Source organism: Achromobacter sp. 01N37 (assembly GCF_056399725.1).
In genome coordinates this window covers 379,349-401,886 of record NZ_JBFTRX010000001.1, presented here as the reverse complement: position 1 = coordinate 401,886, position 22,538 = coordinate 379,349, and the positions used below count along the sequence as shown (strand labels likewise).

Sequence of the window (22,538 nt, the reverse complement as noted above, 5' to 3'; positions counted from 1 at the left end):
TGAACATCCGACAGATGAGCGCCTATGCAACAGCGCCCCTTTAGATGTGCGGTGTCCTCCCCCCTTCCTTGCCTCATATATTGAGAACCACAGAAGACAGGACAAACCAAGGAAAGGCCTTACTGTTTCGTACTAGAGGCGGGTCACATCACTGGAATGCCGGCAGACGGCAATTCGCGCCACAAGTGCTGTAGACACGCTTCGTTTCAGACGCAGTGCCGGAGCACAGGCCAAAACGCTTCCGATATTACTGCACATGGCGTTTTTTTTCTAAATGATACGCAGCAGCCGTCGCCAGTAATGGTCGGACACAGAGAGGCGTTGCTGAAGCGCGAAGGAACCATGTGGCACAGTCTCATGGTGGCCGAGAGAATTGACCACTATGGCATTGCACATTTGGAGCGAACGCCATAGCGGCGACGCAGAAGCTTGGCCGAACTTCCTATTAGCGCCCGGGACAACTCACGGACAGATGGCGTCCGGCCAAAGATTTACGTCTGACCCAAGACCTGTGCGTACCTCCCCGCAATCCCCCCCGCCGCAGCCTTCATCCTCTCCACCACCATCCCAAACCTCTCCACCCCCAACCTCTCCGCCATCGCCGTCACCGTAATCGCCCCCAGCGCCACCCCTCCCTCCGTCAACACCGGCACCGCCACCGCGCTAGTCCCCGGCATTAACCCCATTGCCGCATGCGCAATCCCCTCCCTCCGCGCCACCTCGACCCGCGCAATCACATCCTCCACCCGCTCCCCCATCACCTCCAGCCTGGCCGCATTCCCCCGCACCAACTCCACACTTTCCTCCCTTCCCAAACTCGCCAACAACGCCACCCCCGACACCCCCACGCCCAGCGGCCGTCTAACCCCCACCTCAATCGACAGCACCTGTATCGGATGCCTTCCCGTCCGCCGCCCAATACATATCGAATCGTGCCCATGTCGAATACTCAAAAACACCGTATCCCCCACCTGATCGGCCAGCTCGCTCATATACGGGTCCGCCAGCGTCAGCAGCGGAAAGCGCCTTGTCCTGGCCAGCCCCAGCAAACTGATCTCTTGCCCGATCAAATACCGTCGCGTTTCTGAATCCTGTTCAACCGCGCCCTCTTGCACCAGCGTCTTGAGCAAACGATGCACGGTGGGCCGATTCAAACCAGACATGCGTTCCAGATCCACCAGCCGCACGCCGCGCTCTTGTCCGCAGGCAATCAGCCGCAGCAGCGCCAAGGCCCTGCGCACGGTCTGCGCGCCGGATGCGCTTTTATCTTCTGATTCGCTCACGCGGCCTCCGGTTTGATAATGGATTTGGGCGTCTGCTGAATACCGCGCTTGGTGACGATGGGGCCTAGCGATGCGTAGTTCGGCCCGCCGATGCGGCAGATGGGGCGTAGTAATGCGGTATCGATCTTGCCGTCTTGCAGCAGGCCATCGCGAATATGGAACATCACGACTTCGCCCACGAAGAACTCGGCGCCGGTGTCGCCAAACGGGGTGACGCTATGAAAGCGGCATTCCAGGCTGATGGGCGCGGCGGCAAGCCGTGGGGTGTCGATAACGGCGCCGGGAAGCACGCTTAAGCCCAGCACGTCGACTTCGCTGATTTCGGGCGGGTGTTCTTGAGCGCTGTCGTGCAGGGGATCAAGCAGGGTTTCGTCGCCGACGTTGACGACGAAGTGGCGGTTGGCCAGGATGTTTTCGGCGGTGTCTTTGCGTTTGCCGGCTTTGCGGCCGATGTTGACGCCGATCATGGGCGGTTTGTTTGAGACGAAGGTGTAGCAGCTGAACGGCGCCAGATTGACGCCGCCGTGGGCGTTGACGCTGCTGATCCAGGCGATGGGCCGTGGCACGACGATGCCGCTCATCAGGCGGTAGGTTTGTTCGGGGTTCAGGTCGCTGGCGGGAAAGTGCATGGTGGGTCTGGCTCCGTAGTCCGGATATTGAACATTCAACAATGAATAAAACCGCGTGCGCAATAGACGCCCAGGGTAATTCTGCGGCGAAATGCGGTCATGCCAGAAGCGACCCGCAAAGCAACCTGCCAAAAGAGTCCAATATCCGGAACTTTTCTTGAAATTCGGATTGTTCAGCGGCGCAGGAATTTCTAGAGTGTCGTCAAACACAACAAACAAAACGTGATGACACGACCAGGAGACAACCCATGCATCGCAATGCGCTTCGCGCCTGCGCCACGGTGGCGCTGACCGTTCTGACTTCCCTGGCGCACGCCGCGTGGCCCGAGAAGCCCGTGAAGATCGTGGTGCCCTATCCGCCGGGCGGCAATGTGGATGTGGCGGCGCGGCTGATTGCGCCGGGCTTGCAGGCGGCGTTTGGGCAGCCGTTTATTGTCGAGAACAAGCCGGGTGCGGGCGGCATGATTGCCGGCGAGCAGGTGGCGCGGTCCGAGCCCGATGGCTACACCTTGTTCATGGCGGCGAACGGGCCGCTGCTGTTCTCGCCGCTGATTTTCAAGCGGGATGCGTACAAGTGGGATCGGGACTTTGCGCCGATCAGTTCGGTGTCGTACACGCCGCTGGTGTTGCAGGTGAAGCCGGGCTTGCCGGCGCAGACGCTGGCTGAGTTGCTGGCGCTGGCGAAGAAGGAGCCGGGCAAGCTGAACATGGCGTCTCCGGGTGCGGGGACCACGAATCATCTGGTCAGCGAGCTGTTGCAGTCGTTGACGGGCGCGCGTTGGACGACGGCGCAATACAAGGGCAACGCGCCGGCCACAACCGATCTGTTGGGCGGCCAGGTGGATTTCAACTTTGATCAGATTTCAGTGGCGCTGCCGTATGTGAAGGACGGCCGCTTGCGCGCCTTGGCGGTGACGACGGCCAAGCGCGTGCCGTCGATGCCGGACGTGCCGACGTTTGCGGAAGCGGGTGTGCAGGGCATGGAGGCGGCCACGTTTACCGGGCTGCTGGCGCCCAAAGGCACGCCGCCGGATGTGCAGAAGCGCTTGAGCGAAGCGCTGACGAAGATTCTGGCGCAGCCGACGATCATTCAGCGTTTTGATGAGCTGGGCGCCGAGGCGCGCGGCAGTACGCCCGAGGAATTCACGCGCTATCTGGCGTCGGAAGACGCGCGCTGGACGCCGATCATCAAGCGTGCGGGCATCACAGCGAACTAAGGCCAGACCACAGCCGCCGGACCACAGCCCGGCCTGACCCGCTAGCAGCCAGGCCCAGAAAACCGAGCGCATCGCGGCCTTGCGTGGTCATGGCCGCGATGCCGCCCCACCCTCTTCTTTCCACACGGAACCGCCATGAGCAGACGCAGCATTTACGCCGAAGGCTTCAGCCACAAGAATCCCATTCCGGCCGCGTGCCGGATTGGGCCCATGCTGTATTCGGGCAGCATCCAAGGCACCGACCCCGCCACGGGCGCTTACGGCGCGTCGCTGGAACGCCAGTGCGAACTGATGTTCGACCACGTGCGGCGCATTGTGGAAGCGGGCGGCGGCTCGCTGGAGCACATCGCGAAGATGACGGTGTGGATGCGCGACCGCAGCCAGCGCGCGGCGCTGAATGCGGTGTGGTTGCGGGCGTTTCCGGATGCGGAGAACCGCCCGGCGCGCCACACGATGCAGGCCGATCTGGATGGCGACAAGCTGATCGAATGCGATTTTGTGGCCGTGATCGGTTAAGGGAGACAGACGATGACTCAAAGCCAAATGACTCGGAGCCAAAGCTCGCAGAATCAGTCCGTGCAGAATCCAGCGTCGCAGAACCAAGCGCCGCAATACCCACCCTCGCAATACCAACCCTTCAATCCCCGCCCCACTGCCCCCGCCACTCGCCTGCCGCCTAAGGCCTGCGACAGCCAGTTTCACGTATTCGGCTCCGCAGACCGTTACCCGGTTCGCCCCGGCGCGGCGTACGAGATGCCCAGCGCCACCATCGAGACCGCGCTGGGCCTGCATCGCCTGCTGGGCATCGAGCGCGGCGTGATCGTGCAGGCCACCACCTACGGGGCGGATCACCAGGTGGTGCTGGACGGCCTGGCCGCTGCCGGCCCGTCGTATCGCGGTTGCGCGAATGCGGTGGTGCTGGCCGAGCGTGACGACGCCTACATTCAGAAGCTGCACGATGCGGGCGTGCGTGGGGCGCGGTTCACGCGTCAGGGCTTGGGCATCAGCATGGCGCCGGCTGTGTTTGACCGCGCCATTGCGCGCATTCGTGAACTGGGCTGGTACGCCAAATTTCAGCCAGAGCCCGACGGCATGATGGCGCAGGCGGCGCAGTTTGAACGGCTGGATATTCCGGTGCTGCTGGATCACATGGGGCGTGCCGATCCCACTGCGGGCGCGGCAGATCCGACTCGGCAGTTGCTGGAGTCGTTGCTACGTCGCGGCAACTTCTGGGTGATGTTGTCGCTGACGGAAAAGATCTCACGCAGCGGCCCCCCTTGGGACGACGTGACGCCGCTTGCGCAAGCGCTGATCGCCGCTAACCCCGACCGCGTGGTGTGGGGCAGCGACTGGCCACACCCCGTCTCCACCAAGCCCACGCCCGACGAGGGCCAGTTGGTGGACCAGTTGGCGCGCTATGCGGGCGACGCCGCAACGCTTAAGAAAATCCTGGTGGACAACCCCGCTCGCTTGTTTGGATTCGACGAATGAAACTGCTGACTTATACGCATGAAGGCCGCACGCACTTTGGCGCGCTGCGCGGCCAGGACCAGATTGTGGCCTTGGATGGAAATGGCTTTGCCAGCCTGCGCGCTGCGCTGGAAGCCGATGCCCTGCCCGCGCTGGCCAAATTGGCGGACTCGCTTCCCGCCACGCACAAGCTGAACGACGTGCGGCTGTTGCCGCCCATACCCTCGCCAGAAAAAATCATCTGTGTCGGCGTGAACTACGGCAAGCGCAACGAGGAATACCAGGACGGCAGCGCGCCGCCCGCCTACCCCAGCGTGTTTCCGCGCTTTCCGGGTTCGTTCGTGGGCCATGGCGAACCCTTGCTGCGCCCCCCGGAATCCGAGCAACTGGATTACGAAGGCGAGATCGCCATCATCATCGGCAAGGCCGGCCGCCGCATTGCGGCCGAAGACGCCTGGAGCCACATCGCGGGCCTGACCTGCCTGAACGAAGGCACGTTGCGCGACTGGATCAAGCACGGCAAGTTCAACGTGACACAGGGCAAGAACTTTGACGCCAGCGGCTCGATGGGCCCGTGGATGGTGACGGCGGACGAATTCGATCCCGCCGCGCCGTTGACGGTGACCACGCGCGTGAACGGCGAGCTGCGCCAGCAAGACGCTACCGACAACCTGATGTTTCCGTTCGCGGAACTGATCCGCTACATCTCCATCTGGACCACGCTGCAACCCGGCGATGTGATCTCCACCGGCACGCCGATTGGCGCGGGCGTGCGCTTTACGCCGCCGCGTTTCTTGAAGCCAGGCGATGTGGTCGAGGTGGAAGTCGCCGGCATCGGCGTGTTGTCCAACCCCGTGGCCGACGAAGTCGCCGCGCACTGATCAGGAGCCTTCCATGCTTAACGACGACGACCGCGCCCGCGCGGCCAGCCTGCTGCTTGAAGCCGAGCGCAGCGGCGTGCCGACCACGCAGTTGGACCAGGCGTTTCCCGGTATTGAGATTGCCGATGCGTATGCCATCCAGCAACGCAATATCGACCAGAAGATTGCTGACGGCGCAAAGCTGCGCGGCCACAAGATCGGCCTGACGTCCAAGGCCATGCAAAGCACCGTGGGCATTGATGAGCCCGACTACGGCCATTTGCTGGACACGATGTTCTACCAAGACGGGCAAACCATCCCCACCGACAAGCTGATCGTGCCGCGCGTGGAGGTGGAGCTGGCGTTTGTGCTGGGCAAGCCCTTGCGCGGCCCGGATGTGAGCCTGTTCGACGTGCTGGATGCCACGGATTACGTGGTGCCAGCGCTGGAACTGATCGACGGCCGCAGCAAGTATCCGCGCCGCATCGTCGACAACATTGCCGATAACGCTGCGTGCGCCGGCATCGTGCTGGGCGGTCGCCCGGTGCGGCCGATGGATATTGATCTGCGCTGGGTTGGCGCCCTGCTTCTGAAGAATGGCGTGATTGAGGAATCGGGCGTGTCGGCCGCGGTGCTGGGGCATCCCGCGTTGGGCATTGCCTGGCTGGCGAACAAGCTTGCCCAGCACGACGACGGGCTGGAAGCCGGGCACATCGTGCTGGCGGGGTCTTTTACGCGCACCGTTGCGGTGAAGCGCGGCGATACGCTGCATGCCGACTACGGCAAGCTGGGCAGCATCTCGGTGCATTTCTCATAAGGCGGCGCGCATGGAACTCCCCATCAATACCTTTAAACGCGCGCTGCGTGAACAGCGCCATCAGACTGGCCTGTGGGTCACGCTTGGGGCTGCGAACAGCACGGAAATGGTGGCGGCCAGCGGCTTTGATTGGCTGCTGCTGGATACCGAGCACACGCCCGTGGTACTACCGACGGTGATGGCGCAGTTGCAGGCGGCTGGCGCGTACAACAGCCATCCGGTGGTGCGGCCATCGTGGAATGACAAGGTACAGATCAAGCAGTATCTGGATATTGGCGCGCAGACGTTGCTGCTGCCTTATGTGCAGAACGCGGATGAAGCGCAAAGCGCGGTGGCAGGCATGCGTTATGCGCCGCGAGGGGTGCGAGGCGTCAGCGGCACGATGCGCGCGACGCGGTATGGGCGCGTGGCAGATTACATGCAGCGCTGCGAAGAAGAATTATGTTTGCTGGTGCAGGCCGAGACTGGCGAAGCGCTGGAGAACCTGGACGCCATGATTGCGGTAGATGGCGTGGATGGGGTTTTCATTGGCCCCGCGGATCTGGCCGCCAGCCTGGGCTATCCCGGCGAGCCGCAGCATCCGAAGGTGGTGGCAGAGGTGGAAAGCGCCATCAAGCGCATACGCGCAGCGGGCAAGGCGCCGGGCGTGCTGACGGGGGATGAGACGCTGGCGCGCCGGTATATCGAGGCGGGGAGTTTGTTTACGGCAGTGGGCGTGGATGCGGCGATTCTGGTGCGGTATTGCGATCAGTTGGCGGGGCGGTTTGCGGGGGGTTGACGCTGCATTGACAGTCCAACCTCACACAGATCCCGATAACTCCTCCAGCACCTTCGGGTCGTAATCCCAACGATGAAGAGAATTCTCTTTGCATTGGATAATGGCTTTCGTCTGTTTGCCGTCTTTGATCTCTCTGAGTCCTAGCGAGCCACAGCAAATCGGACATTCGCCGCCAATTTGGGTAAGAAACACATGACCAGACTTATTCGCTTCCACAGTCAACACTGACGCAACGCGATGGACTCGTTTGTCTCTCAACCCCGTGCCCACGTTGATCGAAAAAAGGCTGGGTAAAAGCAGAACGAGCCACCAAGCCGAAGGGGCGAACACGAAACCAACTACCGAGAAAACCGTTATCGCGACACCATACTCGCGAAACTCTGAAATCCTGGCTGGCCTTCCGCGGAATGTGGCGGCGTAAACGTGTGTCCTCTCGATCCCACCCGCATACAGTCCGCCCTTGGCTCCAAGCGGCTGATCTAGCGGTGCCACGCCGCCTTTGGCAATACCAAATCCACTTTCACCGGCGTTGAATAGGCTGGGGGTCGACGCACCCCGCAACACGCGCTGGCATTCAAGACACAGCCGCTGATTGCCATTGTGCTCAGCCCCACATTGTTGGCAATGCAATTCTTCGTCCTTGGAGTGGGTATCGAAATAAGGGAAGTGATCTGGCAGCAGACAACGGCTTAACCACAAAGGGCATAGCTATCCGCTGAATGGGGTTGAATACTACACGACTGTTCGCAGGCTCAGAACCGATAAGACAGGTGCCGTGATTTTGGATCTTCCGTGTTTATGAGTCCTTGCTATCCCTGTATTCTCATTGCTCCTCATTGTGCAGCAACTACCCCCATGGCCAACCGTTCGTATCTCTACAGCTTAAGCAACCGCCCCAGCTCCTACGCAGACCGTCCGGACACCGTCTCCGGACTTTCTGAATGGCCGTACGACGTGCCGTTCATGTACCGGCTGTTGATGTCAGGTGATCCGCAGCTGTGCGCGTCGTTAATCGCCGACGGCTTCGATAGCGACGAACCCGAAAGCAAAACAGCGCTCTACGCGATCAGCAGTCACTTCGATACGGGTTTTGCACGCGTCAAACGATTCACGGAAATCATCCGGGCGGCGACGGCGGATTTGCCTTCCGCCGTTGAACCTGCTGCTGCCGCTGCGCCGCAATCTGCTTCCCTCATCAATCGGCTGAAGCACCTATTCGCGCCTCGGCAAGATGCATCTTCAAGCGCCGTGTCTTCAGGCGCCGACGCGCAAGCCCCATCGCTATCCGCTCGCGCATCCGCCGACGAACTGCTCGCCAATCTGGACGAAACCATCGAGTTTCTTGAATCGCATCGCGATACGTATCTGTTGCTGGAAACGATTGAGCTAGACACGATGTCCGAATCCGAAGAGGCCGAATTGAAGGCGTGCGTAGAACAAGAAATTGCGCGATGCGTGCAGGCGGGCGCTGCGGTTGATGCGTTATCGGCTGACTTGGAACAAGCAGGCAAAGCGCTTAGATTGGCCACGCAGCGATCCAGCGCTGCGCCCATGGACGCGTTTTTCGGGCTGCGGCTGGACAACGATTGCGACAGCACACGAACCGGGGACACGGAGTATCCGTTGGGCCTGGTGTGGTACGACACGCTGTACTTTGACGTGATGAATCGAAGCGAATTTGACGCGCAGCAGAACTAGGCGCAGCTGAAATAGCGCCACATTTGTTACTCCCGGTTCCCGGCCCCCGGTGCAACACTATCCCTCAGCACATTTACAGCGGGCTGCCACGCAACCCGCCGTTCATCCCAGCCGAGAAGGAATCACCACCGGAGGCATCACACCATGACCACCCCCACCCCACCCACCGGCCGCATGCACACGCCGCCCGTCGTCACCGCCGACGAATGGGAAGCTGCCCGCCAGCAGCTCTTGCTGAAAGAAAAAGCGCAAACCCGCGCCCGAGACGCCCTGGCCGCCGAGCGCCGCCGCATGCCTTGGACGCCCGTCGACAAGGACTACACGTTCGACGGCCCAAACGGCAAGCGGACGCTCCGCGACCTTTTCGACAAGCGCCGCCAGCTCATCGTCTATCGCGCCTTCTTCGAACCCGGCGTATACGGCTGGCCCGAGCACGCGTGCCGGGGCTGTTCGATGGTGGCCGATCAGGTCGCGCATCTGGCGCACTTGAACGCCCGAGACACCACCCTGGTGTTTGTCTCGCGCGCGCCGCCTGCCGACATCGCCCGCTTGAAGGCCAGCATGGACTGGACGATGCCGTGGTTCACGCTCACCGACAGCTTCGATGCGGACTTTGGCGTGGATGAATGGCACGGAACAAACGTGTTCTTTCGCGATGGCGACCGTATCTTCCGCACGTACTTTCTGAATAATCGTGGCGACGAGCAGATGGGTGGCACGTGGAACTACCTGGACATCACGCCGCTGGGCAGGCAGGAAGCCTGGGAGGATTCCCCCGAGGGGTATCCGCAAACGCCGACGTATAAGTGGTGGAACTGGCACGACAGCTATGTCGCAGACGCGCCGCCGGATCAGAAATGGGTTGAAGTGTCTGACGCCGGGGAGAAGGCGTTCAGGGAGCATTGCGACGGGGCGAAACCGTCGGCGTAGCCGTTACACAGTCACTCGGGAAGGGCGTTCAACGTAAACCGCGGGCGCCCTTGACCCACTTGAACGACCGCTAGCGTAATGAGTACGTTCCGCTTGAGCCAGTCTCTGAGAATCACGTCAGGATCTTCAATCGAAGACCCTATCCGGCCTTTGATCAGCCCATCAACGGTCTGAAACTCAAACGTTCGCGAGTTCGGAAGAATGCCCACGAACTCACCCGCATAGCATTCCGACGCTTCTTTTATGTTCTCTTCGCCAAGCCGGCTGGCGGAGTGAGTCAACTGGTCGAAGCCCTCATATCTAAATATCCTGCCCTTGAATTCCAGCCCGCACCAGGCTTGGTATTGAGACAAGACGGAGAGAAACTCAGAAATTTTCTTTACGGCTCGAGGATGAATGGCATCAACAAATTCCGCCACATCGTCATCACTTCCCGTTGCCGATGCTTCAAGCAAAGACTGCATCTTCTGCAAGGCTTCCTCGGTCTTTTCCTGCTCGGGAAACAGACCACCTGCAGGCAGTTCAAACTCGAATCCAAACGAACCTACCGCCGTACCGGTGATCAAAAGTTGATTCTTCTCGCGATCAGGAATCGGCCTCATAAATTGAAGGTTTTCGTTGAGACCTGCCACCACTGCTGCGAAGGCATCGGCAAACGCGATGGTGGCTTTACCCCCGAAGTCAGCAGCGATTCCGTGGCTGCCGATTGTTGGGCGGCCTCGAAAGGTTAGCTTTAAGCGAGAAGGCTTTGGAGAGGCAAGCTCGCGGTCGAGCGCCCCACGAACGGTTTTCAACCGGTTCTGAATCGAGATTCGTTGTATCGCCGCTGACTCGGGAATACCCTCCAGCATCCGCTCCAACTCTCGGATTTCAGAGGCGAGAAATTCGTCGCGTTTAATCATGGCTCGGCTCCAAGATCGGCCTTGGCTTGGGCTAACCCTTGAACAGCGACCACATCTTCGGCCGGTTCCAGTCCCACTTGGATAAAGCCCTTCCACATGCCGTCTCTTCTGTGGGACCACATGCTGTACCAATAGGAGACGGATTGCACCGCCTCTGCTTTCAGCGGGCGCCCCAGAACTTCCCAATAGGCATCCACTTGAAATGCATCTTTCACGTACGCTTGATCAAAAAGACGAGGGTTCCTAGCGACGAGCGCCTCTTGATCCAGCCCCTTGGGAAGTTCCAAAAACGTCACTACATCCATATCACGTGGGTCTCGCGCCTCAACGACCTCGACATTTTCAGAGAAGCTGCCATTCAGCCATTGAAATCCTGTATCGACTCCAATGGTGTGGATCTCAGCGCGAAATTTAAGAAGCCCTTCAAGAATTTGCAATCGAGCACATGATGTCCCCATCGCGCCGACCAGCGATTGAAGGGATGCCTGATACGGAGAACGATCTGGATCGTGACCATGCGCACCTGGACGCACTGGCGGAATAACGCCTTGAAGGTTCCACGCAGGAATCATAAGTATTGCCTTTGGGCCTTATCAAAAGTCACACAGCTGTTCGATACGACCAGCCATCATAGACCGTAGGCAAGCGGGAGCATGAACAAAAGCGGCAAACAAAGACAGTGAATGAGTCCTACATTTTTAGCGCTGCAACAGCCAGGGGAATTGCCGAGTGCTTTGCCAGAGGCTGCCACAGGCTTTGCAAGAGGCTGCCACGGCGAACCAAGCGTTTAGGCGATACGCCCTATCACCGAAACCTTAACTGCCGTCTCCCCAACTCCCCCACCGTCCTACACCCCATCAACTTCATCGCCCGCTCAATTTCCACGCGCATCTGTTCAAGCGCCCTTTCCACCCCCGGCCGCCCCGCCGCAGCCAACGGAAACAAGTAATACCGCCCTAACCCCACCGCTTTCGCCCCCAGCGCCAACGCCTTCAGCACATGCGTGCCGCGCTGTACGCCGCCGTCCATCATCACGTCGATGCGGTCCCCGACTGCATCAACAATTTCCGCCAGCTGATCAAACGCACTGCGCGATCCATCCAATTGCCGACCGCCGTGGTTCGACAGCACGATGCCGGTGCAGCCGATATCCACCGCGCGCTTGGCGTCGTCGACTGACATGATGCCTTTCAGGCAGAACTGGCCGCCCCATTCCTGCACCATGGCGGCGACGTCGTCCCAGGTCATGGCTGGGTCGAGCATGTCGGTAAAGTAGCGGCTGATAGACATTGCGCCGCCGCCCATGTCGACGTGGGTGTCCAGCTGCGGCAGCCGGAAGCGTTCGTGCGTCAGGTAGTTGATGGCCCAGGCGGGTTTCGCGGCGAATTGGGCGATGCCGGCCAGGTTCAGCCTGAACGGGATGGCGAAGCCGGTGCGTTTGTCGCGCTCGCGGTTGCCGCCGGTGATGCTGTCGACTGTCAGCATCATGACCTGGACGCCGGCCGTCTTGGCGCGGGCCATCATCTCGCGGTTCAGGCCGCGGTCTTTGTGGAAATAGAACTGGTAAACCTGGGGGCCGCCGCTGATCTGGCGGGCTTCTTCCAGGCTGACGGTGCCTAGCGACGACACGCCAAACATCGTGCCGAACTTGCCGGCGGCGGCCGCCACGGCTCGTTCGCCGTCGTGGTGGAACAGGCGCTGCAAGGCGGTGGGCGAGCAGTACACGGGCAGCGCCAATTTTTGGCCCATGACGGTGACGGACATGTCCACGTTTTCGACGCCGCGCAGCACGTCGGGCACCAGGTCGCAGGACTCGAAGGCGTCGGTATTGCGGCGGTAGGTAGTTTCATCGTCGGCGGCGCCGTCGATGTAATTGAAGATGGGGCCAGGCAGGCGCTGTTGCGCCATGCGGCGAAAGTCGTGGAAATTCTGGCACTGGTTCAGACGCATCGGAAGACCTCTATCAACGTCATACGTACACACTGGATACCGATAGCCGAGTCGTTGAATGACCCAACGCAATGGCCAAAGGGCGACCGCCTGCCCTTACCCGAGAAAAGACGCAGTCTGACACTTTTTATGCAGTCTGACTGCAATATTTATGCAGTCAAATATTTATGCAGTCAGACTGCAATATCTCCATCGGCTCGTGCTAAAAAAATGCAGTCTGATTCCGAACTAGGATGCCGATGACAACAATATCGAAACGGTGTGGTGCGGTTAGGCTGACTCACGTGAGGAGCCGGAGAACATGAGCACGGCCCTCACCCTTGAGCCCGCCCGCTGCGCGTTGTTGGTCATGCATTATCAGACCGACATCATCAACCTATTCCCCTCGGCCGCGCCCACTTTGCTGGCGAATACGCGCACGCTCTGCGACGCGGTACGGCGTCAAGGGATCAAGATTTATTTCGCGCAGATTCGGTTCAGCCCAGGCTATCCCGAAGTCAGTCCGTTAAATAAAAACGGGCAAGGCATCAAACAACTGGGATTATTCATCGACGATCAGATCTCGCCGGAATTGGGCCGGCAGTCTGATGAGCCGATCATCACCGCCCATCGCGCCAGCGTGTTTTTTGGTACGGACCTTGAACTGCGGCTGTCCGCGCAAGGCATCGATACGCTGCTGATGGTGGGCATTGCGTCCACCGGCGTCATGCTGTCGTCAATTGCTCATGCAAGCGATGCGGACTACCGATTGTTTACCGTCAAAGACTGCTGCTACGACCCGGATGCGATTGTGCACGAGCACCTGTTTTCGACGGCGTTTGCGTCCCGCACCACCGTGCTGTCGCTTGCCGACGCGTTGGCATTGCTGGCGTAGCGCGCGGCCGCACTCGCCGAACCCACGACGCGCCGATCACTTCGCTGGCGCAAATATCACCTTGACTGGGTTATCCGCCTTGTACGAAGCCGAACGCGGCCCGGACTTCGGATCAAACCCGGGATGCCAAGCCCGCAGCTCCGCCTCCGAGAGCCATTCCAGTTGCAGTTGGTCGTCGGGCGAATACGACTGGAACTGCGCCAACGCATTCACCGCAGACTGGCAGTTTTCTGACATGCCGGACTTCAGGACTGAGACCTGGGTTTGCGCGGTCGATGACATGGAGCCCGGCTGAGGGCATTTGCGGACTTCGACGTGGTATTGGCCTTGGGGCGAAGGCAGATCCACAATGATTTTGTTTGGGCCGCATCCCGTCAAGAGTGCGGCCGTCAGTGCCAGGAGTGCAGTATTTTTTATCATCAAGCCACCTTGTGACTGCCCCGGCAGTCGGACTGTGAACACTTATCCAAGGATTCAGACTGCAATTAACCCTGTTGACTCAATGCCCGGCTGATGCGGTTTCTGGATACCGTCGTCTTTGGTACCTTGAACGGGAACCACGTACGCACGTCTTCTTCCAGCCCGATACCGTGCATGTAGTTGTAGATGGCCTTTTTCAAGGCGCGGCCCAGCGCGTCGTGGTCAACGCCCGTCGGGTCATGAAAGCCGATGTCGTTCTTGGCAAACGTCACTTCCGGCAGCGGCTGCAAGGTCACGCCGTATTCTTCCGGGTTCTTTCCCACCGGCGAATGCACCGTACAGGCAAAGCGGTGAAAGAACCCGCTTTGAATACAGCCGTTCTCGAACAGTTGCCGCACGTACTCCAGCGCGTCGACGGTGTCTTGCACGGTCTGCGTGGGAAAGCCGTACATCAGATACGCGTGCACCAGAATGCCGGCGTCGGTGAAGGCGCGCGTGACGCGGGCCACTTGATCCACCGACACGCCTTTTTTCATCAGGCTCAACAAGCGGTCCGACGCCACTTCCAGGCCGCCCGATACGGCGATGCAGCCGCTATCGGCCAGCAGTTCGCACAACTCCGGCGTGAAGGTTTTTTCAAAGCGGATATTGCCCCACCAGGAAATGCCCGCGTTGCGGTCGATGAGCTCTGTGGCCAGCGCCTTCAGCGATTTAGGCGGCGCGGCTTCGTCGACAAAGTGGAAACCGGTTTGCCCGGTCTCGCGCACGATGGCTTCGATGCGGTCGGCCAACACGGTCGCCGATGCGCCTTCGTAGCGGCCGATGTAGTCCAGGCTGACGTCGCAGAAGCTGCACTTCTTCCAATAGCAGCCGTGGGCCACGGTGAGCTTGTTCCAGCGGCCGTCGCTCCAGAGGCGGTGCATGGGGTTCAGCATGTCCAGCAGCGACAGATAGCGGTCCAGCGGCAGGCCGTCCCAGGTGGGCGTCCCCACTTCCGCGAAGGCCACGTCGGGTTCGACCAGGTTGACGTACTGGACGGCGCCCGTGTCCTTGTCGCGCAAGAAAGTGCGCACCAGGCGTTGGCGCGAGCGCTTGCCTTGCACGTGATCCAGCAGGGCCAGCAAGGGGCGTTCGCCAGCGTCTAGCGTGACGAAGTCAAAGTAGTCGAAGACCCGCGGGTCTTTCAGTTCGCGCAGTTCGGTGTTGACGAAGCCGCCACCCAGCACGGTGATGATGCTGGGGTCGTGCGCCTTGATGGCCTGAGCGATGCGGAAGGCGGCGTAGACGGCGCCGGGAAATGGCACCGACAGCAGCACCATGGTGGGCGTGTGACGCGCCAGCGCGTCCATCGTCAGCTCGCGCAGCGTCTCGTCGATCAGGTTCAGCGGCGCGGCAAGAGACGCCGCCAAGGGGTCGAACGTGGGCTGGCTGCCCGCCAACGATTCCGCGTAGCGAACGAATTCGAAGCGCGAGTCGATGGCGTCGCGCAGCACGTCGGCCAGGTCATTCAGATACAGCGTGGCCAGATGCTTGGCGCGGTCGTGCAAGCCCAACGCGCCGAACGCCCACCCCAAGGGATCGCCGCCGTCTTCGTCCATATAGACGTCCAGCGAGCTGAAACGCGGACCTTCGGGCAGGAAGTGGCGGCCGACGATGCGGTGCGCCAGCGTCGAATCGCGGCCTTGCAGGAAGGCGATGGCGGGTCCGATGGTGGACAAATACCGCGATTCCATCGCCACGAAGGCCTGGATGGCGGGGGTGTGCTTTTCAAGCGGCAGCGTGGCGATTTTGTCCGCCACGGCGCGCAGGCCATCGGCAGACAGCAGACGCAGCACCAGCGCCAGCGCCAGATCCTCCTGAAAGGACGTCACCTCGCGCGAGCGCAAGAAGCCCGTCAGATAAGCGGTGGACGGGTAAGGAGTATTCAGCTGCGTCATCGGCGGGATGACCGACAGCACGCGTAGGGGCGAGGTAGACATGAGGCACGGCAGGGTTGCCGTCAAAGCGAAGATTGGGGGAAATACGGGGGAATTATAGGCAGTGTGGCGGCAGGCCCCTGCCACGCCCTCAAGTATGGCGGTGGCTGCACACCATTGGCTGCCCGGTCAGGTCGCCAATCAGCGTCGCCAGCCCTTCGGCGCTTTCCCGGTCCAGCCCCTCGGCGCGGAGGGTGCGAAACCCCATCGCCAGACTGAAACCCCAATCCAATTCCAGAATCCGATAGCTGCGTCCATTCTGCGCGCAGTGCCATTGGGCGGCGGGGTTCTCATAGGCTTCGCCAATAAAATCCACGTGCGAGTCAAAAGGAGGCATGGATTCCAAGGGCTCGTCCGTACCCGGCAAACAGGGTTCCGAAAGATTCTCGCCCACCGCGACGTGCGGATTTGGCCCGTTGTACGCCAGCAGCATCAGCGCGAAGTGCCTGGGGTCCGCATCATAATCCGCGCGCGACGCGGCGCTAAGGCAAGACCTGGCTGCCGGACCCAGGCAGTATTGGGGGCTGCGCCAATCACTGGATTCATCATCGTTGTACAGCGCGTCGGGGGTGATCCCGTGGCTGGCCAACAGGGCCAGCGTCTCGTCGATGGACGCGTCATGCTGGATCGGCAAATCGGCGGGCAGATAACCCGCCTGCACATATTGCGCAATGACGTCGCCCGCCGTGGCGATCGAATCTGCATATTGATATGAGCCTTCGTTCAGCGCGGCCAAGCCAAAACTCAGAGTCCGCAACGCGCGATACGGAATTTGATTGCCGCACGGGGGCAGCACAAAGCCGCCGTCCAACAGGCGCGCTTCTAGTGCGGGCCAATCGGGCGGCGCCAGATGAAAATCGCGTGGGCAGATGAATTGGTGGTGTTCGGACATGGGGGGTGGGTGTGGTCAGGACGGCCAAGAGACAATCGGCAACGGCTCGAAGAGTCTAAATGAAAATCTTGGCATAAACGACGCGTCGCCATCCGCCTAAAATGCCATTCATGCGCAATCCGTCAGATCCTTTCGCCCCGCCCAACAAGCAGCGCCCTGCCCGCCTGAACTCGCTGCTATGGATTCTTGAACCCTTGGAACGTGACGCCGGTTATACGCGCCGCAAGATGTTCGGGTGCGACGCCGCCTATCTGGACGGCCTGCTGTATCTGGTCGTGGCGGATCGTGAAGCGCCATGGAATGGCGTGATGGTGTGCACGTCACACGATCGTCAAGCGGCGTTGATGGATGACATGCCCAGCTTGCAGCCGCATCCCGAATTGCCTAAGTGGTTGTACTTGCCGCAAACCGATGAGGCGTTTGAAGCGTCGGCGGAGAAGCTGGTGACGCTGGCGCTGGCGCGCGATTCGCGGATGGGCGTGGCGCCCAAGCCGAAGGCCTCGCGCCGGACCTCTTGGCGATCAGCAGATTAATCCGATTCAGTTATTACATCCCAAGCCCGACTCAACACCCGCGCCTCATCGGCCAAAACATACTGCGGCGCGCCCTGCGCCATGGCGGCGAACAACAGCGCGTCGCAGGCTTGCTGCCACAACGGCGACAGCACTTGTTCTGTTTCGCCGTCTTCTTCTATCAGCACGAACGCATCGTTGCCATCAATGGCTTGGGCGCGTTGCCGCAGTTGGGTGTGAATCAACACAAAACCGGAATGAAGCGGCGACCGCTCCTTGTCTCGTCCACGGGACGCGGCTAGCGTGCCGTGCCATTCGTCGGGGTCAGTAGACCGGGTGTCTCCGCCCGCTTGCGCCCATCGTATCCACGCCTGGCCGTAGGCCGCCGCTGCATTCGGGTCAACATTTTGAGCCAGCGCTTCGGCTTGCGCGCGGGTCAGACCGTTGATGCGCGTCAGGATATTGAGCACGGCATCCCCATGCGCGCCGAACAACGTCGACAGCGGCAAGGCTTCAAGCAGCTCGATCGCTGCGGCGCGCCAGTAGCCGGGCCGCGCCACCAGCCCCGACATGTCACCCAGCTCCTGCACACGCACCCGCCACAGTTGCCCGGGCCAGCGGCTGCCGATGGTGATAGAGGCAAGCGCTTGATCAACCACCATCCACGGCGGCGCGGCGGTAGCCAGCCTGACGTGATTGCCGTTTCTGATCAACGTGTCGGACGCGTCGGGAAGGTGGAACCAATAGCCTTCCATGGGGGATGCGGGGGAATGCGGCGATGTCGGCATGAGCCTGTATGAAGTGAAGTCGCCGGGCAGTATAGCGAGGCCGGGCCAGATTTGACCCGAGTGGGCCAAAATTGACTCGACCTAAGTCGTTGATATCGCGGCGTTAATTTTTTATCGGGTCAAATCTGGCTCGATTCTTCGCTGAAACACCGCGTTTTCAAGGATTTATCGCGGGAAGGTTGACGCAGCGGCCGCGTCAAAAATCGCTAAGCCCTTGATAGCACGATGATATTTTTTCTTCCCCCACACATGGCACGGATTTTGCATTAGTCGTGATAGCGCCTCTTTTTAAGATGCCGCCGATCTTTCGGCCCGCTATCGCAACCAGGAATCCGTCATGTTCAAGCCCGCTTCAGTCCGCTGCGGCACCCAGCAAGTTCAGGCGCCACGATGACCACGTACGCGGCGCTATTGAGCCGGTCCCGAATCGCGGACCAGAACTTCTTTCTGCTGATCGATCCCTTGGCGGATTGCGATGACGACCTGCCCGTTCACCCCGACGCCTTGTTGCAGCGGTTTCCATCCGACGCCGTCGAGACCGTCTTGCGCGCCGATCTGGCCTATGCGCCGTCAATCTGCCCGAAGCTGATCACGCTAGCCGACGCCGGACACCCCTTTGACGAGGATCTTGTCCGCTTGACGGTGGACGCAGCGCTGGCGGAACCCATCGGCGCGAAACGTTTGATCTGCGGCTGGCTGAGTAGCCCGTCGCCGTTGGACGAACTGGCGCACGATCTGGCGCAACGCTGCGTCTTGGCCGGCGCGCAAGGGCGACGGTTCATCCCGCTGTTCGAGCCAATGCGCCTGGAACTGCTGGCCACTTGTCTGCAAGACCGCGTTGCGCCTTGGCTGTGGCCCGTCAGCCAATGGATATTGCCCAGCTGCGGCGGCTTGCTGCAACTGTGCGGCAACGCCGCAAGACCCGCCGCGCCGCTGAACGCCCCGGACATTGCCACGCAACACCTTGCCCCGCTGGTGAGCAACGTACTGTCCGCGTGGCAGCGCTTGGCGGCGCAGCCCATGCCGCATGCTGTGCGCGGGTTCGCACCGCGGCTGCGCGACGACGGCGGTCCCGCCAACCTGGCCGTAGCAAAGGTCTTGTCGTCATTGCAGCGCAGCCATGCGCTTGGGCTACGCAACGCGCAGGACCGCATGACGTTTGCGCTACAGCACCTGACCGTGCACGCGCGCCTGGAAACGCACCCGCACATTCAGCAGCGCATACACGACGCCGTATCCGGCAAGACGTCGCTCGAGGCCTCGCTTGCACGCATGAGCGACGGGGAATGGCACTACATCCTGAACACCTTAGCCCGCGAGCGGAGTTGAACGATGGGTTCCTTTGCCAATCAGATCAGGCTGGCCGTTCGCGAAACGTCCTCGGTGCCGGCGGGCGCTTGCCGCACTTGTGAGCGAGGCGGCATGCCCGTGCTGTTGCTGCGTCAAGCGCCGTTGCCTCCATCAGCCGACTTCAACCCCGATCGCGACCGCCATCACATCGACGTCCAGCCAGACCGGCATCGCATGCTGCGAGAAGGCTATGTGTATGTGCTGCTGGATCAGGAAATCTGGCACGCCTATCAGGTCAATGCGCAAGGCCATCTGCGGCAATACGATCCCTACGGCATGCCCAAGGGGCCGGCCAAGCCGCTGTCCAAGGCTTGCACCTCCGAAGGCCACGACATTCGCGCATCGTTCATCCACGTTGATACGAAGCAGCACAAACAAGCGTGGATCGAGTTCTCGCACGACCGTTGGCCGGCGCCCGTGCTGGACGCCTACAAGTCGCAACGCGCACCCTCCTCGCGTTTCTTGAAAGTGGATCTGGCCGCGTTGCGCGACACGCCCAATACGCTGGGCCACGGGCTGACGTACGCGGATGGTTATCTGACGGACCAAGTCTGGGAATATCGCTACGACGCGCGCGACTTCGGCAGCCGGCATGGCCTGCACCTGCGGACGAACCGCATCGTGCCGCTGAATGACTACGTCGATAACGCCGCCCGCGCGCACGCGCTCCCGCAAGGCGTGCCCGTCCTGGTGTTGCCCGATCCGGTAGGCACCGTGCTGGAACTGAACCAGCAACGCCAGATTCTGATTCAAGATCGCCTGGCCTGGGCCGGCAATGCCGAACGCCAGTACCTGTTGTTCACGTCGGCCGCGCTGCTGCAAATCAAGGCGCTTGAGAAATCCTGGGCGCAGGCGGAAGCGCAGATCGAGGTAGAAAAAGAAACCGAATATCGCAAGCAGCACAACGATCATCCGGTGCTGGGTACGCGTACACACTTGCCGCCCGTAGACGTCGCGCGCGAAACCGAGATCGTCGCCCGGCGCATCACCACCGAATATCACGAGCGTCTTGAACAACGCTACAACGAACCGCTGCGCTTGCGGTTTCAACAAGAGCACGACAAGGAATGGCAACGCCGGCAAGCGCTGATTGATACGGTGGGCAAGCGCTATGCCGAGTGGCTGCATTCTGACAGCTGGCAGCGCATTGCTGAACACGACTACTCGGCCGCAGATTCGTATTCCGCTGCCAGCTTCACGAAGATGGTGGCGGCTTGCCTGGATGGCGGGCCGAGCGAAGCGCCCGTGGCGAACGATTCCACCGAACTAGGCCCCACGCAAAAACTATGGCAAGCGCTGCTCGAGAACCCGGACAGCGTTCTATACAAAGCCATGCTGGCCAAGAACGACAGCCTGCTCGCCGGGCTGAAGCCGAGTTTCACGCAGGGGTTTCAGGCGAATGATTCCGGCAAGCTCTATGCGGCGGCAAAAGACGTGCTGGGTTCGGCAGAAGGCCAGATATACCTTCGCGCGTCCGTGTCGGAAGCCATCGGCCTGTTGCAGGGCGCGTTGAACAACGCCTTCAACGGCCTGGAAGCGCAGGTAAAGGAACAGCTCCGGCCAGTCGTGACCTCTCTGCACCAGGTCGCCCTATTGTTAAGCAGCCAGATGCAGCTGATCCGGGTCGAAATTGAGCTGACGCTGGGTGAATACCAGCAATTGCTGACACAGCAGATGCGCGAAGAGTTCGATAAGGCCGCGCAACAGGCCAGCAAGAAAGTGCGCGCGATGATCTTCAGCGGAATGATCGCGCTGCCTGGGCCAGCGCAGAAGCAGATATTCAAAGCGTCGTTCTGGGTTTCGGATACGGCTGGGGGGTTGAAGAACAAGCTTGCTGCGATGGCCGCAGGTGCAGGCGCCACGGTGGATGGCGGCTGGCGCAGGATCGTCGTTGGAATAGAGAGTTTGGAGCCGCAGGCGCGCGCGATTGCGGGAGAGCTGCGCGCCACAGCGGCGGAAGCGAAACTGCGCGGCCATCAGGCGTTTGTGGGGTTACGGGGATTGGCCAGCTTGGATCTGGTGCTGTCGATGGGGGCGCTATTTTTTCAGCAGGACGGGCTGGAGCGCAGCTTGAAGGAGCTGGAGCAGACGATCGGAGCGAAGTATCCGGAGGCGGTTGCTGGCGTTGCGGCGAGTGCGGTTGGGGTATTGGGAGTGGGGATTGAACTGACGGGAGTGGGGATCAAGGGCATGGCCTCGGCGCTTCAGAAAGCCGGCCTGCCGGAGGCGCGAGCGTTGAACGCGTTGGTGCTTGGAAAGGGGTTAATTCGGTATGGGGGAGTAACGAGCGCGCTGGCGGGGATGGTGGAGGGGGTGCAAAGTGGATTTGCTGCGAGCCGGACAGGAAGACAAGGCGATGCGACGGCAAGAAATTACCACTACGTAGCTATGAGCCTTTCGATCGCTTCAGCCGGTATAGCGGTATATGTCGCATATTTCGGCTTGGGGTCGCTTCTAGGCCCCCTCGGTTGGGCCATCGCGTTAGGTCTGCTTGCCTATACGACCTCTGAATACGCCAAGAAAAAACAGTCAACCTTGATCGAGCAATGGGCTCGCCGCTCCTATTTTGGAAAACATGACGAAGCGCCACCTATTTGGTGGAATACCGCAAAGACCCTGCCGAGCGTTCCTGTACACGCCAATAGCTCGATAGGCATCGCCAGAAGCGGTGAGGCTAGTGCCGACACGGATGTCGCAATCGGGGCGCTGAACGCCGCGCTACTGGGGCTCGTGGTGGACTTCGACTTTTATTTTCGACCCCGGCTGGCTCTCACGGCAATTGATGGTGCGGGCATGCAGTGGGGGACCACGCTTGAATACAGCGTCGAGCTTCCAAGTTGGTGGCCGGAGCATTCGGGCTATGCCATGTCTGTTGCACTGCAAAGCTACTTGCCCGAACAAATCGTCATCGCCGAGCAGCACAACGCTCTAGCCATTGAGACGGTATCCGCCAGCCTGAAGCGCCCCGGCTTTTGCATTGACTCTGCTGCGAGTCAGCGCCCGACGAGTGAGCGGCCAGTCATCGCCGGATGCCTCCTGCTGGATATCGCAGAAGCAGATATTGAGTCCGCGACACTACATATTAAGTACTGGCCGAATATTCAGGACAAAGAGGGGTATGCGGAAATCACAACCGTCGCATCCCGTTAAACGCGCTCTGATCATTCCAGAACGCAGTCGATCTATTTCCTA

The 22,538-nt window shown here is 60.7% G+C and carries 22 protein-coding genes; 12 read left to right on the top strand and 10 right to left on the bottom strand.

What is annotated here, in order from left to right:
- Positions 1 to 491: 491 nt before the first annotated feature.
- Together AC1DSJ_RS01825 and AC1DSJ_RS01820 are read right to left on the bottom strand one after the other, a co-directional pair.
- On the bottom strand, positions 492 to 1,283 hold the full coding sequence (locus AC1DSJ_RS01825) for an IclR family transcriptional regulator (protein WP_441370868.1): 792 nt from the start codon (positions 1,281 to 1,283) through the stop codon (positions 492 to 494).
- Entirely contained in the window at positions 1,280 to 1,912 is a 633-nt protein-coding gene (locus AC1DSJ_RS01820) for a flavin reductase family protein (RefSeq protein WP_313462423.1), read from the bottom strand. Before AC1DSJ_RS01820 ends, AC1DSJ_RS01825 begins: the two co-directional genes overlap by 4 nt.
- A gap of 248 nt (positions 1,913 to 2,160) precedes the next feature.
- On the opposite strand from AC1DSJ_RS01820, the gene AC1DSJ_RS01815 reads away from it, so the two are divergent.
- The 6 genes from AC1DSJ_RS01815 (at position 2,161) to AC1DSJ_RS01790 (ending at position 7,054) form a co-directional block, all read left to right on the top strand.
- Entirely contained in the window at positions 2,161 to 3,129 is a 969-nt protein-coding gene (locus tag AC1DSJ_RS01815; protein ID WP_441370867.1) for a Bug family tripartite tricarboxylate transporter substrate binding protein, read from the top strand.
- 135 nt (positions 3,130 to 3,264) lie between these two features.
- Complete coding sequence (locus AC1DSJ_RS01810; RefSeq protein WP_441370866.1) at positions 3,265 to 3,645, top strand: RidA family protein; 381 nt, start codon at positions 3,265 to 3,267, stop codon at positions 3,643 to 3,645.
- Between the two features lie 12 nt (positions 3,646 to 3,657).
- Positions 3,658 to 4,620: an amidohydrolase family protein gene (locus AC1DSJ_RS01805; protein ID WP_476760261.1), complete on the top strand. Its 963-nt coding sequence runs from the start codon at positions 3,658 to 3,660 to the stop codon at positions 4,618 to 4,620.
- Positions 4,617 to 5,480: a fumarylacetoacetate hydrolase family protein gene (locus AC1DSJ_RS01800; protein WP_441370865.1), complete on the top strand. Its 864-nt coding sequence runs from the start codon at positions 4,617 to 4,619 to the stop codon at positions 5,478 to 5,480. The genes AC1DSJ_RS01805 and AC1DSJ_RS01800 overlap by 4 nt, the downstream gene beginning before the upstream one ends.
- A gap of 13 nt (positions 5,481 to 5,493) precedes the next feature.
- A complete protein-coding gene (gene hpaH / locus AC1DSJ_RS01795; RefSeq protein ID WP_441370864.1) occupies positions 5,494 to 6,276 on the top strand; it encodes a 2-oxo-hept-4-ene-1,7-dioate hydratase in 783 nt (260 codons plus the stop codon).
- A gap of 10 nt (positions 6,277 to 6,286) precedes the next feature.
- Positions 6,287 to 7,054 carry an HpcH/HpaI aldolase family protein gene (locus AC1DSJ_RS01790; protein ID WP_441370863.1) on the top strand — a complete coding sequence of 256 codons (768 nt, stop codon included), beginning with the start codon at positions 6,287 to 6,289 and terminating at the stop codon, positions 7,052 to 7,054.
- Between the two features lie 21 nt (positions 7,055 to 7,075).
- On the opposite strand, the gene AC1DSJ_RS01785 is transcribed toward AC1DSJ_RS01790, so the two are convergent.
- Positions 7,076 to 7,753, bottom strand: coding sequence for a hypothetical protein (locus AC1DSJ_RS01785; RefSeq protein WP_175169205.1), 678 nt, complete (start codon positions 7,751 to 7,753; stop codon positions 7,076 to 7,078).
- A 156-nt stretch (positions 7,754 to 7,909) separates the two neighbouring features.
- Between AC1DSJ_RS01785 and AC1DSJ_RS01780 the strand changes: the two genes are divergently transcribed.
- Positions 7,910 to 8,752 carry a DUF7822 domain-containing protein gene (locus tag AC1DSJ_RS01780; protein ID WP_441370862.1) on the top strand — a complete coding sequence of 281 codons (843 nt, stop codon included), beginning with the start codon at positions 7,910 to 7,912 and terminating at the stop codon, positions 8,750 to 8,752.
- A 144-nt stretch (positions 8,753 to 8,896) separates the two neighbouring features.
- Complete coding sequence (locus tag AC1DSJ_RS01775) at positions 8,897 to 9,682, top strand: DUF899 domain-containing protein (RefSeq protein WP_441370861.1); 786 nt, start codon at positions 8,897 to 8,899, stop codon at positions 9,680 to 9,682.
- 11 nt (positions 9,683 to 9,693) lie between these two features.
- Here the strand turns inward: AC1DSJ_RS01775 and AC1DSJ_RS01770 are convergent, their stop codons facing one another.
- The 3 genes from AC1DSJ_RS01770 to AC1DSJ_RS01760 all read right to left on the bottom strand — a co-directional run bounded on the left by AC1DSJ_RS01770 (position 9,694) and on the right by AC1DSJ_RS01760 (position 12,534).
- Positions 9,694 to 10,584: a hypothetical protein gene (locus AC1DSJ_RS01770; protein ID WP_441370860.1), complete on the bottom strand. Its 891-nt coding sequence runs from the start codon at positions 10,582 to 10,584 to the stop codon at positions 9,694 to 9,696.
- The gene (locus AC1DSJ_RS01765; RefSeq protein ID WP_441370859.1) at positions 10,581 to 11,156 is read right to left on the bottom strand and encodes a DUF6932 family protein; all 576 of its coding nucleotides are present in this window, start codon (positions 11,154 to 11,156) and stop codon (positions 10,581 to 10,583) included. Before AC1DSJ_RS01765 ends, AC1DSJ_RS01770 begins: the two co-directional genes overlap by 4 nt.
- Positions 11,157 to 11,388: 232 nt before the next feature.
- Positions 11,389 to 12,534: an alpha-hydroxy acid oxidase gene (locus AC1DSJ_RS01760; protein WP_054425382.1), complete on the bottom strand. Its 1,146-nt coding sequence runs from the start codon at positions 12,532 to 12,534 to the stop codon at positions 11,389 to 11,391.
- A 301-nt stretch (positions 12,535 to 12,835) separates the two neighbouring features.
- Here AC1DSJ_RS01760 and AC1DSJ_RS01755 point away from each other — a divergent pair, with 301 nt between their 5' ends.
- Positions 12,836 to 13,408 carry a cysteine hydrolase family protein gene (locus AC1DSJ_RS01755; RefSeq protein ID WP_441370858.1) on the top strand — a complete coding sequence of 191 codons (573 nt, stop codon included), beginning with the start codon at positions 12,836 to 12,838 and terminating at the stop codon, positions 13,406 to 13,408.
- A gap of 36 nt (positions 13,409 to 13,444) precedes the next feature.
- Here AC1DSJ_RS01755 and AC1DSJ_RS01750 read toward each other — a convergent pair whose 3' ends face one another.
- From AC1DSJ_RS01750 to AC1DSJ_RS01740, 3 genes are all read right to left on the bottom strand, one after another.
- Positions 13,445 to 13,690, bottom strand: coding sequence for a hypothetical protein (locus tag AC1DSJ_RS01750; RefSeq protein WP_254600484.1), 246 nt, complete (start codon positions 13,688 to 13,690; stop codon positions 13,445 to 13,447).
- Positions 13,691 to 13,893: 203 nt separating this feature from the next.
- Positions 13,894 to 15,807, bottom strand: coding sequence for a B12-binding domain-containing radical SAM protein (locus tag AC1DSJ_RS01745; protein WP_181953205.1), 1,914 nt, complete (start codon positions 15,805 to 15,807; stop codon positions 13,894 to 13,896).
- Between the two features lie 88 nt (positions 15,808 to 15,895).
- Positions 15,896 to 16,540, bottom strand: a complete 645-nt coding sequence (locus tag AC1DSJ_RS01740) for a hypothetical protein (RefSeq protein ID WP_441370857.1) — start codon at positions 16,538 to 16,540, stop codon at positions 15,896 to 15,898.
- 266 nt (positions 16,541 to 16,806) lie between these two features.
- Between AC1DSJ_RS01740 and AC1DSJ_RS01735 the strand changes: the two genes are divergently transcribed.
- Positions 16,807 to 17,229, top strand: a complete 423-nt coding sequence (locus tag AC1DSJ_RS01735; RefSeq protein WP_441370856.1) for a hypothetical protein — start codon at positions 16,807 to 16,809, stop codon at positions 17,227 to 17,229.
- Here the strand turns inward: AC1DSJ_RS01735 and AC1DSJ_RS01730 are convergent.
- Positions 17,226 to 17,996 carry a hypothetical protein gene (locus AC1DSJ_RS01730; protein WP_441370855.1) on the bottom strand — a complete coding sequence of 257 codons (771 nt, stop codon included), beginning with the start codon at positions 17,994 to 17,996 and terminating at the stop codon, positions 17,226 to 17,228. The two genes, AC1DSJ_RS01735 and AC1DSJ_RS01730, sit on opposite strands and share 4 nt — an antisense overlap.
- A gap of 390 nt (positions 17,997 to 18,386) precedes the next feature.
- Between AC1DSJ_RS01730 and AC1DSJ_RS01725 the strand changes: the two genes are divergently transcribed.
- Together AC1DSJ_RS01725 and AC1DSJ_RS01720 are read left to right on the top strand one after the other, a co-directional pair.
- Positions 18,387 to 19,325 carry a hypothetical protein gene (locus AC1DSJ_RS01725; protein ID WP_441370854.1) on the top strand — a complete coding sequence of 313 codons (939 nt, stop codon included), beginning with the start codon at positions 18,387 to 18,389 and terminating at the stop codon, positions 19,323 to 19,325.
- Positions 19,326 to 19,328: 3 nt separating this feature from the next.
- Positions 19,329 to 22,496 carry a T6SS effector BTH_I2691 family protein gene (locus AC1DSJ_RS01720; RefSeq protein ID WP_441370853.1) on the top strand — a complete coding sequence of 1,056 codons (3,168 nt, stop codon included), beginning with the start codon at positions 19,329 to 19,331 and terminating at the stop codon, positions 22,494 to 22,496.
- The last annotated feature ends 42 nt before the right edge of the window (positions 22,497 to 22,538 follow it).